Genomic DNA, 20,374 nt, shown 5'->3' on the forward strand with positions numbered 1-20,374 from the left:
CGATGGCGAAGCCGCCGTTGTCGATGAAGCCGACCGGATGGTTCCAAGTCGCGTGGTCTAGCGAGATCGACGCGGGCGAGGTCCATCGAATGACGTATTTCGGCCGCGAGATGGTCGCTTGGCGCGGCGAATCCGGGCGGCTCACGGTGATGGACGCCTACTGCGAACACCTCGGTGCTCACCTCGGCTATGGCGGTCATGTCGAAGGCGACGTCATCCAGTGCCCGTTCCATGGCTGGCAGTGGAGTCACGAGGGCCGTAACGTCTGTATCCCGTATCAGGATCGCCCCAACCGCGGCCGGCGCATTCACACCTATCCGGTCGTGGAGCGCAACGAGTCCGCATACATCTGGCACGACGTCGAGGGCCGCGACCCGTTCTTCGACGTCCCCGACGTGTTCGCAAGCTTCGATGACGGCCGCAGCGCGGACGATTACTACCCGCAGGTCACGATGTACCGTGCCGGTCTCGAGCTGCATCCGCAGTACGTCCTCGAAAACGGCGTCGACTTCGCGCATTTCAAATTTGTGCACAACACCCCCATCGTGCCGGTGTTCACCAGACACGATTTCGCCGAGCCAGTGTCCTACGTCGACTTCACCATCACCTTCGAAGGCGAGGAAGGCCAGTCGATCGAGGACGTCCGAAGCGGGGTCGAAGCGATCAACGGCGGCCTGGGCGTGGCCGTGACGAAAAGCTGGGGCATGGTGGACAACCGGACCATCTCCGCGATCACGCCGGTCGATGACCGCACCTCGGATGTGAGGTTCATGGTCTACATCGGCCGAAACCCGGGCGACGATTCGCCGAAGGCGCAGGACAGGGCGCGGGCATTCGCCCAAGACGTGATCGACCAGTTTCTGGCCGATGTTCACATCTGGTCACATCAGCGTTATTCGGATCCGCCGGCGTTGACGTCCGCCGAAAACCAGGGCTTCACCGCAATTCGCAAGTGGGCCACCCAGTTTTATCCCGAAGACGAGCTGCAGAAAGGCGTTACCGCATGACCCCGATCCGTGTTTTCCAGGTAGCCAGCGGAAACGTGGGGACCGAGATGATCAAACGCCTCGGCAGCCACCCCGGCCTGGAACTGGTCGGATTGCATTGCTACACAGCGGATAAGATCGGCCGTGACGCCGGCGAACTGGCCGGGCTGGCGCCCATCGGTGTCACCGCCACCGGCTCGGTGGATGACATCATCGCCGCCAAGCCTGATGTGCTGACTTTCCACGGGGTCTTTCCCGACGAGGGCTTGTACGTGAAAGTCCTTGAGGCCGGGATCAATATCGTGACCACAGCGGACTGGATCACCGGCTGGCACCGTGACACCAACCACCCTCACCCCTCCGGTCGGCCCACCACACAGATACTGCAGGAGGCGTGCGAGCGGGGCGGGGCGACGTTCTATGGCACCGGCATGAATCCGGGGTTGAATCAGATCCTCGGGATCGTGTGTTCGGCCGATGTCGCCGAGATCGAGAACATCACCACGATCGAATCCGTTGACGTGTCATGCCATCACTCCCGCGACACCTGGATCGAGGTCGGCTACGGTCTGCCCGCCGACGACCCCGAGATCCCGGCGAAGCTCGAGAAGTACACCCGCGTGTTCGCCGACAGCGTGCTGATGATGGCCGACTGCTTCGACCTCGAGCTCGACGAGGTGACGTTCAGCTATGAATTGGGAGTGTGCACCAAAGACATCGACCTGGGTTGGTACCGGCTGCCCAAGGGATCACTCGGCGGGAACTACATCAAATACCAGGGCATGGTCGACGGCGTGCCCAGGGTCGAGACTCACCTCGAATGGCAGATGACGCCGCACACCGATCCGAATTGGGATATCAAGGGCTGCTACATCACTCAGATCAAGGGTGATCCGAATATCTACAACAAGCACATGATCTTCCCGAAACCGGGCACCGATCTGTCCAACCCCGACTCGTTCGCCTCGATCGGGATGACCGTCACCGGCATGCCCGCCCTGAACGCCATTCCGGCGGTCGTCGCCGCCCCTCCCGGTCTGCTGACCAGTGCCGACCTGCCGCTGCGCGGGTTCGCCGGGCGCTTCAAGCACTAGCCGTGGGCGTACTCGACGGCAAAGTCGCCGTCGTCACCGGCACCAGCCGCGGCGTCGGGGTGGGGATCGCACACGAACTGCTTCGTGCCGGCGCCGTCGTCGTCGGATGTTCGCGTCGGCCACTCGACGCCATCCCCGGTGTCGACCAGGAGCCGGGGTGGGCGCAGCGCTCCGCACAGTTGGTGTGCGATCAAGGTGACTATCACCAGATCGATGCGCTGGTGACCGAGGTGGTCGAGACCTATGGGCGGATCGACATCCTGGTCAACAACGCCGGCGGCACGGTTCCCACGCCGCACGCCGAAGATGTTCCCGAGTTGGTGCAAAAGCTACAGGGTTCGCCGGCGAGCGACGACGGCTTCGAACGCACCGTGCTGTTTCACGCGTTCGCCATTCAGATGAACTTGATCAGCCCGCTGTGGTTCGCGATCCGGGTGTATCGACAGATGCAGCGCCAGGACGGCATGGGCTGCATCATCAACATCTCCAGTGGCGCCGGACATCCCGCGGGCTCGCCGACGCTGGTCTCCTATGGAGCCGCGAAGTCGGGCCTTAACCACCTCACCCGATCGCTGGCCGAGGAATGGGGTCCGCGGGTCCGGGTGAACTGCATCGCGCTTGGCCCGACCATCACCGAGAATTTTCGCTCATTCGTGTTGCCCAAAGACGATCCGACGGGGGAGAACTACTTCGCGGACGTGCCGCTGCGCCGCGGTGGCGAGCCTGCCGAGGTGGGCCGCATCTGCGTGTTTCTGGCCGGCGGCGGCGCCGACTTCGTCAACGGCACGACCATCGAGATGGACGGCGGGATGCTGCCCGGCGTGCTCTACGAGGCCGGCCTCAAGACGATCACCGACCTGTTGTGACGGCTAGATCGCCGCGATCTCCTCGCGTGCGTAGACGCCCTTCCCGGTAATCAGCGGCAAATCCAGCGTCGTCCTGATTCCGGGCGCCGCCGCGATCACCGCGGGGATCGCGTTGACGATCCGGCCGGCCGCGGCGACGATCGCGGCGTGATTGTGGTCGCCCTTGCGGCTGCTCGGGCAGATGTCCACGGCGTAGGACGGCTCGCCGACGATCTCGACCCGATACGAGCCGCCGGGTTGGGCGGGCTGCGGCCAGTCCGGTCGCAGGTCTTGCCGTAACCGGGTGATGTGTTCGACGACGATCGCCGGGTGGCCGTCGACCATGCCGCGGATCTCGAACTGCAGAGCGGCCATTGTGCCTTGCCGAACGTGCCCTACCGCGATGTCGAAGTCCTCCGGCGCCGGCTCACGCTGATACGACTCGGTGACCTCGTCGACCTCGATGCCCAGGCCAGCCGCCAGCTGACGGATCGCCGTCCCCCAGGCGATGCTGAGCACACCAGGCTGCAGCAGCATCGGCTTCTCGTCGAGGGGCCTGCCGAATCCCATGTAGTACATGACCTCGGAGCCGTCGTAGGTGGCGTAGTCGGCGATCTCCATGCAGCGCACCTGCTCGATGCGCTGGCAGGTGCTCGCGAGCGCGAACGGGATGAGGTCGTTGATGAATCCCGGGTCGACGCCGCTTATGAAGATGCTCGAGTTGCCTTGCCGGGCAGCATCTTCGATGCGGGCGATGTACTTGTCGGGCATCACACCCCACGGGTATTGGAGCAGACCCGGCGAAGACCCCACCACGTTGATGCCGGCGGCCAGGATGCGCCTGACGTCTTCCATCGCGTCGGGCAGGCGGGTATCGCCCATCGCGCAGTACACGACGCATTCCGGTCCGGTGGCGAGCACCGCGTCGAGGTCGTTGACGGCGCTGACGCCGGTCGACACGTCGACCCCGGCGAGCGTTCCGGCGTCCTTGCCGACTTTCTCGGTGGCCGACACGCACAGCCCGGTCAGCTCGAATTGCGGATTGGTGACCAGCTCGGTCAACGCCAGACGACCGACGTTTCCGGTACCGACGTGGGCGACACGGATCGTCATGGGTGTCCTCCATCCCTGGCTACGAGCGGACAAACTATCAGGTCTGGTCGGCGAATGCCGGTGCCACGAACCGATGCACGATCTGGCGTTCGGTGCGGGCATCGCCGACGGGCCAGTACAACAGCGACAGCACGACCCGGACCACCCAAAGTGCGGCCTGCGGGTCACGCTCGTTGAGTCCGGTGAGGTCGGTGGCGAAGCCGGCCAACAGCGGAGACCCGGTGAGCCAGGCCATTTCGTTGGCCCGGATCGAGTTGAACATCAGCTCGCTCAGTGGGTCGGATCGGATGAGCTTGAGTGCCACGGTGATTGCGGTGACGACCCGCTCCGGTCCGCGGAGATCCTCGACGGTATGACGCACCGTTTCGATGATCCGGGCACCGCTGCGGGCGAGGACCGCGTCGCGGATCTCGGCCTTGCCTCCGGCATGGCGATAAATGGTGGCGCGTGAGCAGTGCACGCGGGTGGCCAGCGTGTCGATGTCGAAGGCATCTGCGCCCTCGCGCATGATCAGTTCGGTGGCCGCGTCGTAGATCCGTTCGGTGGCGATGTCGCGGCGGTCGCCGCCGACAAGCCAGTCGCTCCGAGGCATTGGTCGAGTTTATTCTCAATTTGAGACAGATGTAACCGTTTATCTCTTCGCCGCTGCAGGTCTGCCCGGTCGGTGAGACGAGCGACGGTCGCGCGCCTTCACGGCGGTTTTTCAACTTCGCGCAGAACGTTGACGGCGCCACGAATAGCCGATCAGCCTGGACAAATGGCCGTCATTGACGATCCGATCGAGTTATTCGCCGCCGAATCCCTGCAAGATCCGTACCCGCTCTACGAGAGGATGCGCGCCGCCGGGCCGGTTCGCCGGATCGGTGATTCGGAGTTCTATGCGGTGTGCAGCTGGGATGCGATCATCGACGTCATCGCCCGCGTCGAGGAATTCTCGTCGAACCTGACCGCCACCATGGTGTACCAGTCCGATGGCACCGTCACCGCGTTCAACATGGCCCCGCTCGGCGATCCGTCCCACGCGCTGGCCGTCGCCGATGACCCGGTGCACGCCGCTCACCGAAGGCTGCTGGTACCTCAGTTGGCGGCCAAGAAGATCCGCGCCCTGGAGGCGTTCGTGGCCGCGACTGCCGAACGGTTGTGGACCGAAGGCCTGCATGACGGGCGCATGGAGTGGATGGGCGCCATGGCCAACCGGCTGCCCATGATGGTGGTGGCTCGCCTGATCGGCGTGCCCCACGAGGACGTCGACCAGCTCGTGAAGTGGGGGTACGCGGGGACCCAGCTCCTCGAAGGGCTGGTCTCCGCCGACGACTTGGCCGCGGCGGGGGTGTCGGTGATGGAGCTCGGCGGCTACATCACCGATCATTTCCGGCGGGCCGCCCTCGATCCGCAGGACAACTTGCTCGGCGAGCTTGCGACCGCCTGCGCATCGGGCGAGCTGGACACCACCGTGGCCCTCGGAATCATGATCACACTGTTCGCCGCGGGCGGGGAATCCACCGCGTCGTTGCTCGGCAGCGCGGCCTGGATTCTGGCGACCCGCCGAGATATTCAGGACCAGGTGCGCGAAAACCCTGAGCTGCTGGGCGCATTGATCGAAGAGACGCTCCGCTACGAACCGCCGTTCCGCGGACATTACCGGCACGTCGTCGCCGACACAGCGTTGTGCGGCACGGCGCTGCCGGCCGGATCGCACCTGCTCCTGTTATGGGGGGCCGCCAACCGGGATCCAGCCCACTTCGAAGCCCCCGACGAATTCCGGCTCGACCGCGCCGAGGGCAAGGGACACATCGCATTCGGCAAAGGAGCGCATTTCTGCGTCGGCGCCGCGCTCGCGCGCCTCGAGGCCCGCATCGTCTTGCGCCTGCTGCTTGATCGAACATCGGTGATCGAAGCAGCCGACATCGGAGATTGGCTGCCGAGCCTCTTGGTGCGTCGCCTCGAATGCCTCGAGCTAGCGGTCAAGTAGTCGTGCCGGCAAGCGTCAGCTGCCGAACCCTTGACCGCCAGATGCCGCTGACACCGGCGGGGTAGGCATTCCTTGCAGCCGGGCAGCGGCGAAATCCGCACCCTGGCTGATGATGTCGCCGTTCGCCGCGTACGCGTCGTGCGCGGAGAAATTCATCCCGTCAGAGCAGATCGGGTCCTCTGGCGCGCAGACCTTGATGGTCTTCGACTGATAGGCCGGGCCGATGACGACCGGCGGCTGACCGAGGAAGTTCATGGCCCGCACATTCGGCATTCCGAAGAGCACGACGGCCGCGACGTGGTTGGCCACATCAGGGGAGAGCGGCTTGGGCACGGTCGCGGGGTCGATCCCGTCCGGTACTGCCGCCGAGGTGACGAAGCCCATCACGGCCGCGCCCTGGGAGTAGCCGCCGAGCACCATCTTGGTCTGGGGGCAGGTGTTGGCCATGTCGAGGACATGAGCGCCGGCGTCCCGAATACCGTCGAGGCCGGTCTCCCACTGCTCGGTGGCGGGGTAGTTGACCGCATACACGTCCAGCGGGTGACCGACGCGCGCCGTCAGGGCGTCGACGAAGGCCTGTCCGACCGGGCCGACACCGGGCGGGTCACCGGTGCCGCGGGCGAACACCACCTGGCTGCCGGGACATGACGCGGCGGTGGCGGAGGGAAGGGCAGGGACAGAACCGGTGGAAACGCTCAGGCCCCACGCTGCGAGTACCGCGGGACCCAGCAGGCGAATGACGTGACGTGCAATCATGCCGCAGGAGGTTCCCATGCGAGCGCTGCTCCAAACAGAGATTTTTCGCACAAAGTTGAGCATAAGTCCCTTGGGCGCGACGCACCCGGGCGACACGGCGGGAGCGGTCAGGTCTCCAGCCTCGCTCGGACACTGGCGATCCGTTTCTGGAGTTCCGTTTCGTCAATGACACCGCCGACGACAAGGGAGTGCGCGAGGGAGACGAGCTGGTTTTCCGGGTAGGGCACCTCGGCGTAGACCGTCGCGGAAAGCCGGTCCTCCTCGCGACGTCGCTGAGCACATCCGAGCACCGTTGTCCCGCAGGCGGAGTGATCGAGAGCGTCGCACATGCCGTCGAGGCTTGACTTCCACGGTGGCACCGGATTGTCCACCCCGTACTTCGCGGCCATGCGCGTCCACACCTGGTTGCGTTGAACGATCCGTCGCAACGGCGCGATGTCGGTGATCCCGGTCGGTCGTGACTCTGCTGGAGTATTCATGCGGTCCGTCAGGATGGTCAGTGTTGGCTTGCCGGGTGGATGGCCGGACGGGTGTCGGTGATCGCATTGGAGGTCACGCCGACCTTCGGCAACGCGACCCCGATCAGACAATCGCGCGTGACGATTTCTGCCAGCTGGTCCTCATCCCAGTCCTCCGTTCCTTCCGGGCGCACCGGCAGGACTATGAAGCGGTGCTTCTGGTTGGAATCCTCCACGCGGATCGCGACGTCTTCGGGCAGGTAGAGCCCGAACTCGGCAAGAACTTGGCGAGGCCAGCGCACAATGCGACGGCGATAGTTGGGTGTGCGGTACCACTCGGGTGAGTTACCCAGGATCGGTCGCGGGTAGCAGGAGCACAACGTGCACACGATCACGTGATGAAGAGTCGGCGTGTCTTCGAGCACATGCAGCGCCGTGAAGTCGCTCGGTGTGCCAAAACCGGTGGGCTGCAACCAATCGACACCCACTTCCCGACTCGCGGCGATCCCGTCGGCAAGGGCGAGCTTCTTGAACTCGGGATCGAGCCACGCGCGGGCCACCAGATGTGCGGCCGGCGTCGGGCCGATCTGCTCGGCGAACTCGGTGAAGCGGCGATGCTCCTCCGCGGTGAACAGACCCTTCTCGATGCAGAGTTCACGGATGGCGATCTCGAGGACTTCGAAGTCGGTGATTTCGTCGACCATCGGCGCGGCGGTGCGCTCATGGTCATGCTCGTGTCCGGTCACGGGATCACCGCCGCAAGCCAGCGTTCGGGAAGCTCAGTCTGCAGGCTGTCGCTCGCGGTCCCGGTATAGCCATGCCACAGCTCAGCCAGGTTGAACCGGACGATGTAAAACCATTCCGGCTTCTGGTCCTGGCGGTCCCACGCCTCGTCCTCGGCCGCAAGGCTTTCGTAGGTGACCGCGGCGATCTCGCCGCTGACGCCCCGGATGTACTCCTGCGTGCGTGTATAGAACAGTGCCGGCAGCTCCCGCACGCGCACTTTGTCACCGACTCGAAACTTCGGGTCGCCCGCTCGGCCGGAAAACACCTGTGGGTCGCCGGTGCCGACCGCGTGGGTGTGGTGAAGGTTGCGTGTGACCTGAGAGCCGTCGCCCGCACACTTCGGGCTGGCGTCGAGGGTCTTTCCCTGCAGGCCGCCCTCATAGCGTTGCTTGACCTCAGCCAAGCGATCGGTCAGCTCACCGAGGGTGATGTGATGCTTGTCCACGAGGATCCGGGCGGCAGCCAAAAGCCAGCGGCCGTAGTAGGGAAGCCCCAAGTAGTTGGTACGGCCGATGTCGACGTTCTGAATGCGGCGCCGCTCCTCCGACACCCAGATCCCGCGCCACCCCAGCACCTCACACAAGACATAGGTGTTGTGCTCCCACATCTCATACTGCTTGTTCTCGAATTTTATGGGCGCATCCGGCTCGCCACCGACGTCGTGGGGGGTCTTCATGTATGCGAGGAAGCGCTCGTGGTCGATCAGATCCGGAGTCGGCGCGTCCGGGAGATCGGTGAATGCGGACTTCAGCCGGGCCATCAGGTCCAGATGGGAGACACGGTCGAAAGGAGTGGTCATCTGGTGACCCAATCTATGCCCATCCGTGGGGCCGTTACGCGGATTCGATTGAAATGTGGGCCCAGTGGGCCCTTGGCCCAAGGTGATTCAAGCCGAGGTGCTGGCCACGCTCGTCGGGACCTCAGATACCTTGACCAGCCGCACCTCCGGTCGGGCCGGGACCTCGTCGGCAAGAAACCACCGGAAGGCGAGGTTGCCCCGCGGATAGTCAAGTGTGGTCAAGGAGTTGGGGTGCGCGGTCATGCCGCGCGAGACAACGATGGTCACCGAGCCGTCCGCGTTGAGCACCGCGCTGTGGCCGTTGACCGAGCTGCGCGCGTCGGTGACGCCGTGGGTGGCCATGAATTGGTTCCACACCACCAGGTTCCAGAACCGGCACGGCGGTGGCCTGTGGGTGATGACGAGGGCCTCGTCCTCGGCGAGCACAAAGCTGCCGTAGGAATAGCAGGCATCCCGCGCCGACCAGCCGAAGTTGGCGTCCGGCACCTGATACGGGTCGGCGAATTGATTGGCGGCATGCGCGATCTCGTGGCCGAGCGCGTGCGCGTCGTCGACGCGCGCTCCGACGGCCAGCGGAATGATCGAGAACATGGTGCGCAGCCAGGCGGCGCTGGCCTGTAGGGCCGCGGCGGTTGGGGCGTCCCCGCGCCGGATCGGCTCGGGCTCGTCGAGCGCCTCGATGCGCCAGGTGACCGGGCGACCGGTTAACGGGTCGGCCTGATAGTCGCGGGTCATCAGCACGGCCGCGTCGGGCGTCGGCCCGAGCTCGAACGAGAAGTTGCCGGCCGCGTCGAAGTCGACGTCGTCGTCGCGCAGGATCGCCACGATCCGGTCCGACCATGCGCCGGGCGAAGGCTCGTTGTAGGCGGTCAGCGAGAAGTAGACACTGTCGCCCCGGTTGCCGCTGATGCGATAGCGCCGCCGCGGGTCGACCGGGCAGATGCAGTAGTAGGCGTCGGTGTTGTCGCCTCCCCAGCGCCGGTCACGCCGGAAGGGCGTATTGACTTCGACAAAGATGGGCCTGCTGGGGTCAGCGAAGAGGTAAGTGTCGAAGGCCACGCCGAGAGTGGTCGCGAGCATCCGGTAGCCGTCGGCGACGTGCTGTGCGTCGGTGACGGCGCGCTCGCCTTCCAGGAAAGATCGATCCAGCCCGCGCAGGGTCTCCAGCAGCTCATGCCAGGCCGCCGTCGACTGGTGCGTCATGCTTCGATTCCTCTCGTGATGAGGGCGGCGGTGCGATCCACCCAGGTGTCGTCGAGTGCGTCGCCACGGGTGAGCAGCGCCAGAAACGTTGTGCCGGCGACGGCCTCGACCACCTCGGCGGCGGTGACATCGGGCCGCACTTCGCCCCGCGCTACCGCGTCGCGCAGCCGCTGCGACAGCCCGCGCGACAGGATGTCGCCGAAGCGCTCCAGCAGCGCGGAGTGCAGCGTGAGGTCGGCGGCCATCTCACCGACCAGGCCTGGCAGCGCGGCCCGGGCGGCCGGGGTGGTCAGCACGGCCACCGTGCGACGGACCATCTCACGCACGTCGCCGGCCAGCGACCCGGTGTCGGGCAGCGCGGTCGCGTCGCCGATCGGGAACACCGCCTCGTGCACCAGGTGCGCCTTGCCCGGCCAGCGTCGGTAGATCGCCGGTTTGCTGGTGCCGGCACGCCGGGCGATCGCGTCGACCGAGAGGTCCGCATAGCCGGTCTCGGCGAGCAGTTCGACGGTGGCCCGCAGGACCGCGCCGTCGATCCGCTTGTCGCGGGGTCGGCCAATTTCTGTCGTCATTACGGAACTCAAAGTAACATAAGTCGGCGTGACCGACGCCGCAGCCCTGGTGCATCTGGACGATCTCGATGAGCCACGCTTCAGTGCCGAAGTCGAACCGATCCGCGAGTTGATGGCGGCGATGGCGCAGGACTGCCCGCTGGACGCCGAGGCATTGCACGCCAAGGCCATCGCCGAAACGGGACTTACCGATTTCGGGCCCGACGACTACCGGGGGCGTCTGGACGTTTACCTGGCGGCGCTGCGCGAGGTGGACGGGATGCATGGCCCGGGAATCGTCAACTTCCACACGCAGCTGCTGCAATGGCTCAAGAACCGGCTACTGCTCAACGACCTGCTGGCGCGCCACCCTGAAATCCACGACATCGAGCTGGCGCCTCCGGTCGTAATCGCGGGCTTGCCGCGCACCGGCACCACACACCTGCACAACCTGCTTGCCGCGGCGCCGACGTTCCGCACCCTTCCTTATTGGGAAAGCGTCGAACCCTTTCCGCTGCCCGTCGAGGCCGGCATCGAGCCCGATCCGCGCCGGACCCGGATGAATGCGGCCGTCGAGTTCATGAATGCGACGATGCCGCACTTCCGGCTCATGCACGAGATGACCACCGACCACGTCCACGAGGAGATCCAGCTGCTGGCCAACGACTTCTCCTCGATGCTGTTCGAGACCCTCGCGCATGTGCCGCGCTGGCGCGACTACTACGTGGCACACGACCAGAGCCCGTCGTATCGGCACCTGGCCGTCCAGTTGAAGGCGCTGCAGTTTCTGCGCGGCGGGCGGCGTTGGCTGCTCAAGTCGCCCCAGCACCTCGAGCAGCTACCGGTGCTCGACGCCGTCTTCCCCGGGGTGATCGTGGTATGCACCCACCGCGATCCGGTGCCGGTCGCGCTGTCGATGATCGCGATGATCGCCTACAGCGCACGGATGCACCGCTCCCCGGTGCCGGTGGCCGAGATCGCCGCCTCGTGGGTCGACCGGCTGCAGCTGATGCTGGCCGCGCTGGTGCGCGACCGGGGCGTGATCCCGCCGGAGCGCTCCATCGACGTCCGGTTCGACGACTTCATGGCCGACGAGTCTGGCGTCGCCGAACGGGTCTACAACCTTGCGGGCGAGCCGCTGCCCGACGCGGCGCGCGCGGCGATGGCCGAATACCTGGCGGGTCACCAGCGCGGGCGGCTGGGCCAGATCGCGACATCGGCCGAGATGTTCGGGCTCGACGAGGACGACCTGCGGGCGCGCTTCAGCGGGTACTGCCAGCGCTTCTTGGCGTGAACGCCTAGATGCCCTCAGCCGGGTCGCCAGCGGGCGGCGCCGGCTCAGGCGGCGGGGGAGGCAATTCGTCTGCCACCGGCTCGACCGGAGCAGGCTCGGGCGCGGGCGGCGGGGGCGGCAGCTCGGGAGCGAGCGGCTCAGGGGCCACGGCGTCCACCAGAACTGCTCCTGGCGGTGGCGGCGGGGCCGCGTCTGCCGGCTCGGGTTCCACCGGCAAGTACATGTGATGGGTGAACTGCGGCTGATATGCGCCGCCGCCACCGATTTTCACGCCACCGCCTTCACCGCTGGAGACCGGAGTCCCATCGGGCAGGGTCACTGCGGTGTGGCCACCGTTCCAACCGATCACCAACGCGCCGGGCGCGGTTCCATATTGGAAGCCCCGCGCCAATAGCGCCGATTCTTCATTTCCGGTGTTGAACCTACTTCCGAAAACTGGTCTATCAGTTGCCGCATTCGAGATCCAGGACGCGAGCCCCGAGCAGTCCGTGCCGGCCGGAGAATCGCCACCGGTGACATACGGCGTGCCTGAGACCTGCTGAACCAAGGTCATCAGCGTTGCTAAAACAAACACGGGCCGGGACACTAACAACAAGATCAGTAGGCAACCAAAATTTGTGGCAGCCATCACTTTGCATGGGACACAATGAGCCTCGCAACAAATGCCGGTAAAAGACCTGGTAGATAAGGGTTTTCAGGCTCACTATTTGACGTGCGAAAGGTTAACTGGCTCCTTATTTTTGGCCTTGCGCATATTGAACGATATTGCGTGGCAATAACTTATGCGGCGTATTTGGTGGGAGTCATTCGGCCGGGGGCAATTGCCGTGTGGCATCAGCTGCACGTAATCGGCGTGGGTCATCTCGTTCGGTCAGGCCGCGCTCGGGCTGCCACGCACTCGGCGGCAATGAGAGGTCTTCGGCGTCCTCGCAATCGATGACCGCCTGGTGCGGTGAGGACGCATCGCCTGCTTCCTCCGCGCCGCTGTCCTCGACATGCATGGTCACCGTGCGAGTGCGCTTGAGCGCGAAGGTGATCTCCTCCACCTCCTGGAACACCTTGCGCGCCGTACGCACCGGCTGGGTTGTCGCGTCGACTGCACGGGCCACAAACGTCGGCACCAGTGGACGCAGCCAACGCGCCGCCGTCCTGCTGACATCCGGGATCGTCAGGCGTGGTTCGACCACCGCTGGCACATTTTCCGTCTCGACAACTTCGGCGTCCTCTGCGGCAGCGGGCAATTCGGCGGGCCCGCTGGCCCCGCGGTCGATCTCGGTCTGTGCCGCCACGGCCAGGCGGGCTTGAGCGAGTTGGTGTTCGGCCCACATGGTTTCGGCAGCCGCACGCACTTCGGCGCGCTTGACAGCGATCGCCGTCTCTGCCTCGAGCTCGACACGCTCGCGCTCGGCGCGGGCGGCGGCGTGGCGATCATGACTCGTCTCACCGCGCCAGAGCCTCAGTATCAACGGCAGCAGGCTGAGCAGCACGAAAAACCCGATTGTCAACAGCCGCAACAGGAGTGCGCCGCCACTGGCCAACGTGATGTCCTGCATGGCAACCCACCGTGCGCCCAGGCCGCGGTCGGTGTCCGACATCGCGCTGCGGCGAGCCTGGTCCAAAGCCTGCTGGTCGGTGTTGATTTGGGAGTCCAACCCAGCGGCCCGGCGATCGCGAGCGGCGACGGCGTTGTCCAGTTCCTGCTGCGACTCGGCGAGGAGCTCGTTGGCCGTCCGGGTTTCCGGCCCGACGCCGGGCACTCCGGTGATATGGGTCTGCGGGCAGGCCGGCGTTGGGTGGTATTCGCAGCGCGCGACAACCAGGGCCTCGTCACGATGGACGCGGGCGGTGTCGACGGCTTGGTCGAGCGCGCTGCGCGCGGCGCGAGTCTGCTGAAGGGTGGCCGACGCTTGCACGACCGTAGGCGCCGTGTCGGCGTCGCGGGCGGCTTGCTGCTCGAGGCGGTGGTCGATCGAGCCGGAGAACAGCACCAGCCCGGCGAACTCGCCGACGACTACCCCGAGTGCTACGGCCACGGCGCCGCGTCCGGCGATCGCGCGTAGGCCGCCGGCCGACCCGGTGGCGATGGCACGGGCCGTCGCACCGACCAACAGGCCCAGTACCAGGGTCAACGGCAGTACGCCCCAGACCGGCCAGTGTGCCGCTTGCGCGATGGCCAGGGTCGTCACCAACCAAGCCAGCGCGGCATCGAGGATCACGACCACCCCGACGAGGGCATGCGCGGACCGCTCGTGACGCTCGCCGAGTTCGCGGCGCTCTCCGCCGCCGACCCAGGTCAGCATGGCCTCGGTCGACGAGGCAAACGAGCGCGGTTCAGCTACTTTGTGGGCGCACATGGACCGAAAAACACCTCCGGGTTCTGGTCGGCCTGGCAGGCTACGGCCGGGTTAGGAGACTTCACGGGCTTGTTCTGTGCTGCGGTTCGCGACGCAACCGGAATCGCCCAGCCCGGATCGCGCCGGTGCGACCGTGGAATTCTCTCACAACCGCGACGCCCGGCCGCGTCGGCCGTCGCAGGTTTTCACACCGCGCGAAATGGGTAGCTTCACCCCAATTGACGACGGGCAAAGGAGCACGCTGTGACGGTACGGCGGTTGGTTCTGGTGGCTGGTGCGGTGATCCTGGTCATCGGCATCATCGGCTTGTTGGTGCCGGTGAAGGTCTCGGACGCGAACGGTGGCAGTATCGGCTGCGGTAACGCGCTGGTATCCGATCTGTCCAGCGCGCGCGAAGCGAACAACAAGTCGGTGGCAAACGTTCCGATCCTCAATCAGATTGTCCCGCATACCGATTTCGTGGCCGAGTGTCAGTCGGCGCTCTCCAGTCGGCGGTCGTGGACCATCCCGGTGGCGGTGATCGGCGCGATCGCGGTGGTCGGCGCATTCTTCGTGCGTCCAGGCCGAAGAGCCCCCGCAGGCGGTGTCTGACAGTCGCTTTCGGAATCGACGATCAGGTTCGGTCGACGCGTCTGATCATTCGCGCAGTGGCTCGCTCGACCAAATTCCGCCGCCCCAACGCCGTACGCTCACGTTTGGCCCGGCGCAGTGCCGGGGCGATGGTGATGCCCTGTTCGTAGGCCGACACGACGCGAGGATCGACATAGGAGCTTCGAGCCACCGCCGGCGTGTTGCCCAATTCCTCGGCGACCGCACGCATCACGGCCGCTTCCTCCCGCCGCCGAGCGGTTTTCGACGTCGGCTCTCGCGCGCCCGCGAATTCCTCGGCGGCCAGCACGGTGCCGTGCCAAGTCCGCAAATCCTTAACGCTGTACTCCTCACCGACAAGCTCGCGGAACCGCGCGTTGAGGTCGTCGGCGCGGACCTCGCACCAACCATCTGACTTGCGGTAGACCAGCAACCGGGGGATCCGCGTTTCGGCCCGCAACAGCGATCGCACAGCTCGCACCACCAGTGGATCGTCCAGCGAGACCGTCCGGCGCACTCCGCTTTTGGCGGGATAGTCGAACTCCACACAGTCGCGACGCAAGCGAACGTGGTCACGCAGCAGAGTGGCCAATCCGAAGCTGCCGTTCTCCTGCGCGTACTCCTCGCCACCGGCGCGGAAATAGCCCTGATCGATCAAGTACTGGGCCACCGCGAGCACCCGATCGCGCTGTAATCCGCGCGCACGCAGGTCTGCCAGGAGCCCGGCCCTCCAGTCCGGCAGGCGCTTGGCCAGGCTCAGGGTCCGGTCGTATTTCTCCTCGGCCCGTTCGGTCTGCCATCGCTCGTGATAGAGATACTGACGCCGACCCGCTGCGTCCGTGCCGACCGCCTGAATGTGACCGTTGGGGTACGGGCAAATCCACACGTTCTTCCACGCCGGGGGTATCACCAGCGCCTCGATCCGCTCCAGCGTCTCGGCATCGCGCACGGGTTCCTGCCGGGACCCCACATTTGAGACATAGCAAAAGCCCCGACCACGTCGAAGGCGCCGAAATCCTTGGCCGCCGACGGTACTCCTGCGCAGCCTCATTGCGGTGCCTGGAAGCATCGAATACTCACCGCACGGGTTTACCCAAGGCGGATTCGCGCAACACCACGGGCACGAGCGGTTCGGGCCGACACAAACGGATCAGCCCCGGTGTCGGCAACGGACGTGAGACGGTATCAACTTATGCAGAGCTACGACTACGTGAGCTACGAGGATTTCGGACGGCGCTTCTTCGAGGTGGCCGTGACCGAGGATCGGGTCGGTGCCGCCTTCGCCGCGATCGCCGGAAACCAGTTCGAGATGGCTCCCATCGGCCAGGGGCCGGGCAAGATCGCGAAGGTCAGCGCGAAGGTAGCCATTCAGGACCCACAGGTCACCCGCAAGATCGGCGAAAGCATCACGTTCGATATCCACGTCCCACTCGCCATCGACCTGCTCGTCGACCTACGGCTGGACAAGCAGCGGTTCAACGTCGACGGCGACATCGCGCTACGAGCCACGGCGCGCGCCGCGGAACCCCTCTTGGTGATCGTCGCGGTGGAGAAACCGCGGCCTTCGGACATCACCGTCCACGTGTCGTCGAAGTCCATCCGTGGCGAGGTGTTGCGCATCATCGCCGGAGTCGACGGCGAGATCCGGCGTTTCATCGCGCAGTACGTCGCCGACGAAATCGACACGCCGGAATCGCAAGCGGCCCAGGTCATCAATGTGGCCGAGCACCTCGATACCGGCTGGACCGGCGGCTGAGTACCGGTTTACCGGGTCGTCGCATCCGGGTAGAGATACCAGATGGCACGAGTAGATGTTTCGACCTCGTCCGATATGGCGCCGCAATCAGCCTGGAAGCTGGCGTGCGACCTCAACCGGTTCGGTGACTGGATGACGATATTTGCCGGCTGGCGCAGTCCGGTGCCCTCCGCGATTGAAAAGGGCACGCAGGTGTCGTCGTGCATCAAGGTGAAGGGTTTTCGCAACGTCATTCACTGGACAGTCACCCGGTACGAAGAGCCGAAGGCAATCGAACTGCAGGGCCGCGGCCGCGGCGGAATTCGGATCGTGGTGACGATGACGGTCACCGACGAGCACCCGGGCTCGACTTTTCACTTGACCGCCGATCTGCACGGCGGTCTGCTCAACGGGCCGATCGGCCGGCTTGTGGCACGCGTCATCAAGTCCGACGTGCATCGGTCGGTTTGCAATCTCGCTGCGTTGCAATGACCAAGCGCCGGGTGATGGACCATAGCCGGGCCCCGCTGCTGGATGCACTGGCCGACTATCACCGGCAGAACCGATACGGATTCAGCCCGCCCGGGCACCGCCAGGGCCGGGGGGTCGACGAGCAGGTCCTGAACGTGCTGGGGCACGAGCCATTCCACGCCGACGTGCTGGCCAGCGGGGGCCTGGATGACTGGCGCTCGAGTGGTGAGTACCTCGAGCGGGCCGAGGAGCTGATGGCCGACGCGGTCGGCGCTTCGTCGGCGTTCTTCTCGACCTGCGGCAGCTCGCTGTCGGTTCGGGCCGCGATGATGGCGGTGGCCGGCGGATCCGAGGGCGGCTTGCTCGTTCCCCGGGACAGCCACAAATCGATCGTCGGAGGGCTGGTCTTTTCCGGTATCCAACCGCGCTGGATCGTCCCGCGGTGGGACACCGACCGCCACCTGTCGCACCCGCCCTCACCCGAGCGGGTCAGCGAGGCCTGGGCAGAGCATCCCGACGCCGCGGGAGCGCTGATCGTCAGCCCGTCCCCGTACGGCACCTGCGCCGACCTGCAGCGCATCGCCGAGATCTGTCATGACCGTGGCAAGCCGATGATCGTCGACGAGGCGTGGGGAGCGCACCTGCCATTTCACGATGACCTACCGACGTGGGCGATGGACGCCGGCGCCGACGTGTGCGTGGTCAGCGTGCACAAGATGGGCGCCGGCTTCGAGCAGGGCTCGGTGTACCACGTGCAGGGTGACCTGGTGGACAAAGACCGGCTTTCGGCGTGCGCCGACGTTTTGATGACGACCAGCCCCAACGTGATGATCTATGCCGCGCTGGACGGCTGGCGCAGGCACATGGTGCAACGCGGACACGAGTTACTCGGCGCCGCACTGGATTTGGCAAATGAATTGCGCGAGCGCACCAGCCGGATTCCGGGTATCGCGGTACTCGAGGAGGAGCTACTCGGCGCGGAGGCATCGCATGACCTGGATCGCCTGCAGCTACTGATGGACGTCTCGGCGACCGGCACGTCGGGCTATCAGGCTCGCGACTGGCTGCGCGAAAACAGCTGCATCGACGTTGGTTTGGCCGACCACCGCCGCATCCTGGCGACATTGTCGTATGCCGACGACAAGAGCACCGCTGACCGACTTGTCGACGCATTGGCGGCCTGGGGCGAAGCCACCGAATCCATCGACCCGCCACCGGAAACCCGGTTGCCCTCACCGGAGGAACTACAACTCGAGACGGTGATGCTGCCACGCGATGCGTTTTTCGGGCCGGTCGAAATGGTACCCGCGGACAAGGCCGCCGGCCGCGTCGCCGCGGAACAGATCACGCCGTATCCGCCCGGCATTCCGGTGGTGGTGCCCGGCGAACTGCTCAACGACGCCGTCATCGACTATCTGCGGTCGGGCCTGAAAGCCGGTATGCCGCTACCGGATCTCGCCGACCCTTTGCTGGAGCACATCCGTGTCGTCGCCTGACCGGATCGCTACTCGCGATGGTTGTCCGCCCCGCCCCGTTCGACTTCGCGGGCCCGCCTTCCTTCCATGCCCAACCAGGCCATGCCCGCGCCCGCGGCGAGCAACGCAATGACGACCGCGCCGACTCCGACGCCGACCTCTCCGAGAGCGAACGCGGCCACGCAGACGACCAGAGCCACGACGCCCGACGCAAGCAGCACGATCCCGCGCGTCTTCGTGTCTCCCATGGGCTTCTCTCTACCCGCATCCCTCGGCGAAAAAACTGGTTCGTCGAGCATCAGGGCGATGGGACGAAACCGTTCAGCAGCGCCCGCATCGACGACGCGACCTCATGCCTGGTCCCGACGGGATCCGGCGAGTTCGCGATCAGCATCGCGCCACGAGTCAGCGCACCCAGCAAGAGCCGGGTGACGGTCTCCGGATCATCGACCCGCAGAGTGCCGGCCTCGGTGGCGGCCCGAAGCGCCGCGGCGATGACGGCGAACGCGTAGCGCTCGTCCAGTTCGGTGTAGCGCGCGGGGCCCAGGACCGCCGGACCGTCGAGGATCAGGATGCGCTGCAAGTCCGGTTCCAACACGGCGTCGAGAAATGCCTCGAAGCCGCGCGCGACCTCGTCGAGGTCGTCGGAAGCCTCCTGAGCGGCGGCCATCGACGCGGCCATCAGTTCGGCGTGGGCATGCTCGAAAACCGCCTCGAAAAGGGCGGTCTTGTTGGGAAAGTGGTGGTAGAGGGCGCCGGTCGTGACGCGGGCCGCGCGCGCCAAGTCGTCGACCGAAGTCGCCCGAAAGCCCTTCTGGCCGAACAACTCCCGTCCCGCACGAACCAACGCATCGCGCGTCTGCGCGACCTGCTGGGCGCGCAGCGACGTCGGCTGCGGTGTCGACTCGGACATGCCCCTCACTCTCGTGCCAAGACCGCACCAGCCTATTGACATAGCGATACTATGTGGCATAGTCACACTATCTCAAGTTCGTCGACAGGAGGTTGGCTTCCATGAAAACTGCCCACGCACCGTCCGCCGGGCTGCTCGACGAGATCCGCGGCGCCGATCCTCGCGCACGAGCGGCGCTGGCCGATGCGGTCGCTCGCACCGGCCGGCTGTGGCGCAGCATCACCGATCCGAGTGCGCCGGTGCCCGGTCTGACCTGGACGGCGGCTGAGACGGCGGCTCACGTCGTCGCCGACATGCATGAATACACTGACGCGCTGACCCGCCAGCTCAACGGCGATCGCACCGAGATCCAGATCCCGGACGCGTCCCCGGCCCGGGCCAGAACCGCAGTCAACGACGGCCACCTGGTCGACGTCTGCGAGCGTGACTTGCGCCGGCTTGCCGACATGCTGCAGGAGACCGCCGCGAGCTACCTCGCCGCGGCCGCCGCCGTCGACGGCACCGCGATCGTCACCGCCGACGGCCTCGTCCTGGAGCCCGCGCTGATGACCTGTTTGTTGCTGGGCGAGCAACTGGTCCACGGGTTGGACATCGCCCGCGCCGGCGGGCGTCCGTGGACGATCAACCGCGATGACGCGCTGCTGGTGGTGCCGACGGCGCTCGCGCTGGCGCCGAATTACCTGCGGCAGTCGCGAACTCGGGGCATGCACGCCAGCTTCGAACTGCGGATGCGTGGCGGCGGCCGGTATCGGCTGGTCGTTGACGACGGCACCGCCGTGGTCACGGCGGCGGGCGAGAAGGCCGACTGCGTCATCACCGCCGACCCGGTCACCTTCCTGCTGGTGGGATACGGCCGGGTGGGGCAATGGTCTCAGATCATCCGGGGCAATCTGCTCGCCGGCGGCCGCAAGCCCTGGCTGGCCGCCAAGTTCGGCACCCTGCTGGCCAGCCCGTAATACGACGGGTCACTACCCTGGGGAC

23 protein-coding genes are annotated in these 20,374 nt (G+C 65.9%); 10 read left to right on the forward strand and 13 right to left on the reverse strand.

All coding sequences use genetic code 11. The features are described from left to right. Window positions 1-2 precede the first annotated feature (2 nt). Genes AWC06_RS10130 through AWC06_RS10140 form a run of 3 tightly spaced genes read left to right on the forward strand, consistent with a single transcriptional unit; the run spans window position 3 to window position 2,946 of the window. Complete coding sequence (locus AWC06_RS10130) at window positions 3-1,007, forward strand: 3-ketosteroid-9-alpha-monooxygenase, oxygenase component (protein ID WP_085196966.1); 1,005 nt, start codon at window positions 3-5, stop codon at window positions 1,005-1,007. Next, the gene (locus AWC06_RS10135; protein WP_085196968.1) at window positions 1,004-2,080 is read left to right on the forward strand and encodes an NAD(P)H-dependent amine dehydrogenase family protein; all 1,077 of its coding nucleotides are present in this window, start codon (window positions 1,004-1,006) and stop codon (window positions 2,078-2,080) included. The genes AWC06_RS10130 and AWC06_RS10135 overlap by 4 nt, the downstream gene beginning before the upstream one ends. A 2-nt stretch (window positions 2,081-2,082) precedes the next feature. Next, the gene (locus AWC06_RS10140; RefSeq protein WP_085196970.1) at window positions 2,083-2,946 is read left to right on the forward strand and encodes an SDR family NAD(P)-dependent oxidoreductase; all 864 of its coding nucleotides are present in this window, start codon (window positions 2,083-2,085) and stop codon (window positions 2,944-2,946) included. Window positions 2,947-2,949: 3 nt separating this feature from the next. Here the strand turns inward: AWC06_RS10140 and AWC06_RS10145 are convergent, their stop codons facing one another. Continuing rightward, window positions 2,950-4,038: an NAD(P)H-dependent amine dehydrogenase family protein gene (locus tag AWC06_RS10145; RefSeq protein ID WP_085196972.1), complete on the reverse strand. Its 1,089-nt coding sequence runs from the start codon at window positions 4,036-4,038 to the stop codon at window positions 2,950-2,952. A gap of 37 nt (window positions 4,039-4,075) precedes the next feature. Beyond that, entirely contained in the window at window positions 4,076-4,630 is a 555-nt protein-coding gene (locus AWC06_RS10150) for a TetR/AcrR family transcriptional regulator (protein WP_085196974.1), read from the reverse strand. A gap of 165 nt (window positions 4,631-4,795) precedes the next feature. Here AWC06_RS10150 and AWC06_RS10155 point away from each other — a divergent pair, with 165 nt between their 5' ends. Continuing rightward, window positions 4,796-6,010 carry a cytochrome P450 gene (locus AWC06_RS10155; RefSeq protein ID WP_085196976.1) on the forward strand — a complete coding sequence of 405 codons (1,215 nt, stop codon included), beginning with the start codon at window positions 4,796-4,798 and terminating at the stop codon, window positions 6,008-6,010. 15 nt (window positions 6,011-6,025) lie between these two features. Here the strand turns inward: AWC06_RS10155 and AWC06_RS10160 are convergent, their stop codons facing one another. From AWC06_RS10160 to AWC06_RS10185, 6 genes are all read right to left on the reverse strand, one after another. Next, the gene (locus AWC06_RS10160; RefSeq protein WP_085196978.1) at window positions 6,026-6,784 is read right to left on the reverse strand and encodes a cutinase family protein; all 759 of its coding nucleotides are present in this window, start codon (window positions 6,782-6,784) and stop codon (window positions 6,026-6,028) included. 89 nt (window positions 6,785-6,873) lie between these two features. After that, window positions 6,874-7,245 (reverse strand): thiocyanate hydrolase, encoded by a 372-nt coding sequence (locus tag AWC06_RS10165; RefSeq protein WP_085196980.1) that lies wholly within the window; start codon window positions 7,243-7,245, stop codon window positions 6,874-6,876. Between the two features lie 17 nt (window positions 7,246-7,262). Continuing rightward, complete coding sequence (scnC, locus tag AWC06_RS10170) at window positions 7,263-7,970, reverse strand: thiocyanate hydrolase subunit gamma (RefSeq protein WP_085196982.1); 708 nt, start codon at window positions 7,968-7,970, stop codon at window positions 7,263-7,265. Beyond that, the gene (locus AWC06_RS10175) at window positions 7,967-8,809 is read right to left on the reverse strand and encodes an SH3-like domain-containing protein (RefSeq protein ID WP_085196984.1); all 843 of its coding nucleotides are present in this window, start codon (window positions 8,807-8,809) and stop codon (window positions 7,967-7,969) included. Before AWC06_RS10175 ends, scnC begins: the two co-directional genes overlap by 4 nt. Before the next feature lie 87 nt (window positions 8,810-8,896). Beyond that, on the reverse strand, window positions 8,897-10,012 hold the full coding sequence (locus AWC06_RS10180) for a DUF1214 domain-containing protein (protein ID WP_085196986.1): 1,116 nt from the start codon (window positions 10,010-10,012) through the stop codon (window positions 8,897-8,899). After that, a complete protein-coding gene (locus AWC06_RS10185; RefSeq protein ID WP_085196987.1) occupies window positions 10,009-10,584 on the reverse strand; it encodes a TetR/AcrR family transcriptional regulator in 576 nt (191 codons plus the stop codon). Before AWC06_RS10185 ends, AWC06_RS10180 begins: the two co-directional genes overlap by 4 nt. A 28-nt stretch (window positions 10,585-10,612) precedes the next feature. Here AWC06_RS10185 and AWC06_RS10190 point away from each other — a divergent pair, with 28 nt between their 5' ends. Beyond that, window positions 10,613-11,857: a sulfotransferase family protein gene (locus tag AWC06_RS10190; protein ID WP_227371110.1), complete on the forward strand. Its 1,245-nt coding sequence runs from the start codon at window positions 10,613-10,615 to the stop codon at window positions 11,855-11,857. A gap of 4 nt (window positions 11,858-11,861) precedes the next feature. Here the strand turns inward: AWC06_RS10190 and AWC06_RS10195 are convergent, their stop codons facing one another. Continuing rightward, on the reverse strand, window positions 11,862-12,485 hold the full coding sequence (locus tag AWC06_RS10195; protein ID WP_372458167.1) for a peptidoglycan endopeptidase: 624 nt from the start codon (window positions 12,483-12,485) through the stop codon (window positions 11,862-11,864). A 175-nt stretch (window positions 12,486-12,660) separates the two neighbouring features. Next, window positions 12,661-14,211: a DUF4407 domain-containing protein gene (locus tag AWC06_RS10200; protein ID WP_085196991.1), complete on the reverse strand. Its 1,551-nt coding sequence runs from the start codon at window positions 14,209-14,211 to the stop codon at window positions 12,661-12,663. A gap of 243 nt (window positions 14,212-14,454) precedes the next feature. Here AWC06_RS10200 and AWC06_RS10205 point away from each other — a divergent pair, with 243 nt between their 5' ends. Then, a complete protein-coding gene (locus tag AWC06_RS10205; protein WP_085196993.1) occupies window positions 14,455-14,802 on the forward strand; it encodes an aminopeptidase in 348 nt (115 codons plus the stop codon). 22 nt (window positions 14,803-14,824) lie between these two features. On the opposite strand, the gene AWC06_RS10210 is transcribed toward AWC06_RS10205, so the two are convergent. Further along, window positions 14,825-15,850, reverse strand: a complete 1,026-nt coding sequence (locus tag AWC06_RS10210; protein ID WP_085196995.1) for a DNA topoisomerase IB — start codon at window positions 15,848-15,850, stop codon at window positions 14,825-14,827. Between the two features lie 141 nt (window positions 15,851-15,991). Between AWC06_RS10210 and AWC06_RS10215 the strand changes: the two genes are divergently transcribed. From AWC06_RS10215 to AWC06_RS10225, 3 genes are read left to right on the forward strand one after another with little or no spacing between them, the layout of a single operon-like run. Continuing rightward, window positions 15,992-16,555 (forward strand): hypothetical protein, encoded by a 564-nt coding sequence (locus AWC06_RS10215; RefSeq protein WP_085196997.1) that lies wholly within the window; start codon window positions 15,992-15,994, stop codon window positions 16,553-16,555. Window positions 16,556-16,597: 42 nt separating this feature from the next. Next, a complete protein-coding gene (locus AWC06_RS10220; protein WP_085196999.1) occupies window positions 16,598-17,026 on the forward strand; it encodes a type II toxin-antitoxin system Rv0910 family toxin in 429 nt (142 codons plus the stop codon). Window positions 17,027-17,040: 14 nt separating this feature from the next. Beyond that, window positions 17,041-18,501 (forward strand): aminotransferase class I/II-fold pyridoxal phosphate-dependent enzyme, encoded by a 1,461-nt coding sequence (locus AWC06_RS10225; RefSeq protein ID WP_085197054.1) that lies wholly within the window; start codon window positions 17,041-17,043, stop codon window positions 18,499-18,501. An 8-nt stretch (window positions 18,502-18,509) separates the two neighbouring features. Here AWC06_RS10225 and AWC06_RS10230 read toward each other — a convergent pair whose 3' ends face one another. Both AWC06_RS10230 and AWC06_RS10235 read right to left on the reverse strand, forming a co-directional pair. Further along, window positions 18,510-18,728, reverse strand: coding sequence for a hypothetical protein (locus tag AWC06_RS10230; RefSeq protein WP_085197001.1), 219 nt, complete (start codon window positions 18,726-18,728; stop codon window positions 18,510-18,512). Between the two features lie 50 nt (window positions 18,729-18,778). Continuing rightward, complete coding sequence (locus AWC06_RS10235) at window positions 18,779-19,393, reverse strand: TetR/AcrR family transcriptional regulator (RefSeq protein WP_085197003.1); 615 nt, start codon at window positions 19,391-19,393, stop codon at window positions 18,779-18,781. Window positions 19,394-19,494: 101 nt separating this feature from the next. Here AWC06_RS10235 and AWC06_RS23600 point away from each other — a divergent pair, with 101 nt between their 5' ends. Continuing rightward, on the forward strand, window positions 19,495-20,349 hold the full coding sequence (locus AWC06_RS23600; RefSeq protein ID WP_227371112.1) for a maleylpyruvate isomerase mycothiol-dependent enzyme family protein: 855 nt from the start codon (window positions 19,495-19,497) through the stop codon (window positions 20,347-20,349). The last annotated feature ends 25 nt before the right edge of the window (window positions 20,350-20,374 follow it).

The organism is Mycobacterium fragae (assembly GCF_002102185.1).
In the GTDB taxonomy this organism is placed as follows: Bacteria; Actinomycetota; Actinomycetes; order Mycobacteriales; family Mycobacteriaceae; genus Mycobacterium; species Mycobacterium fragae.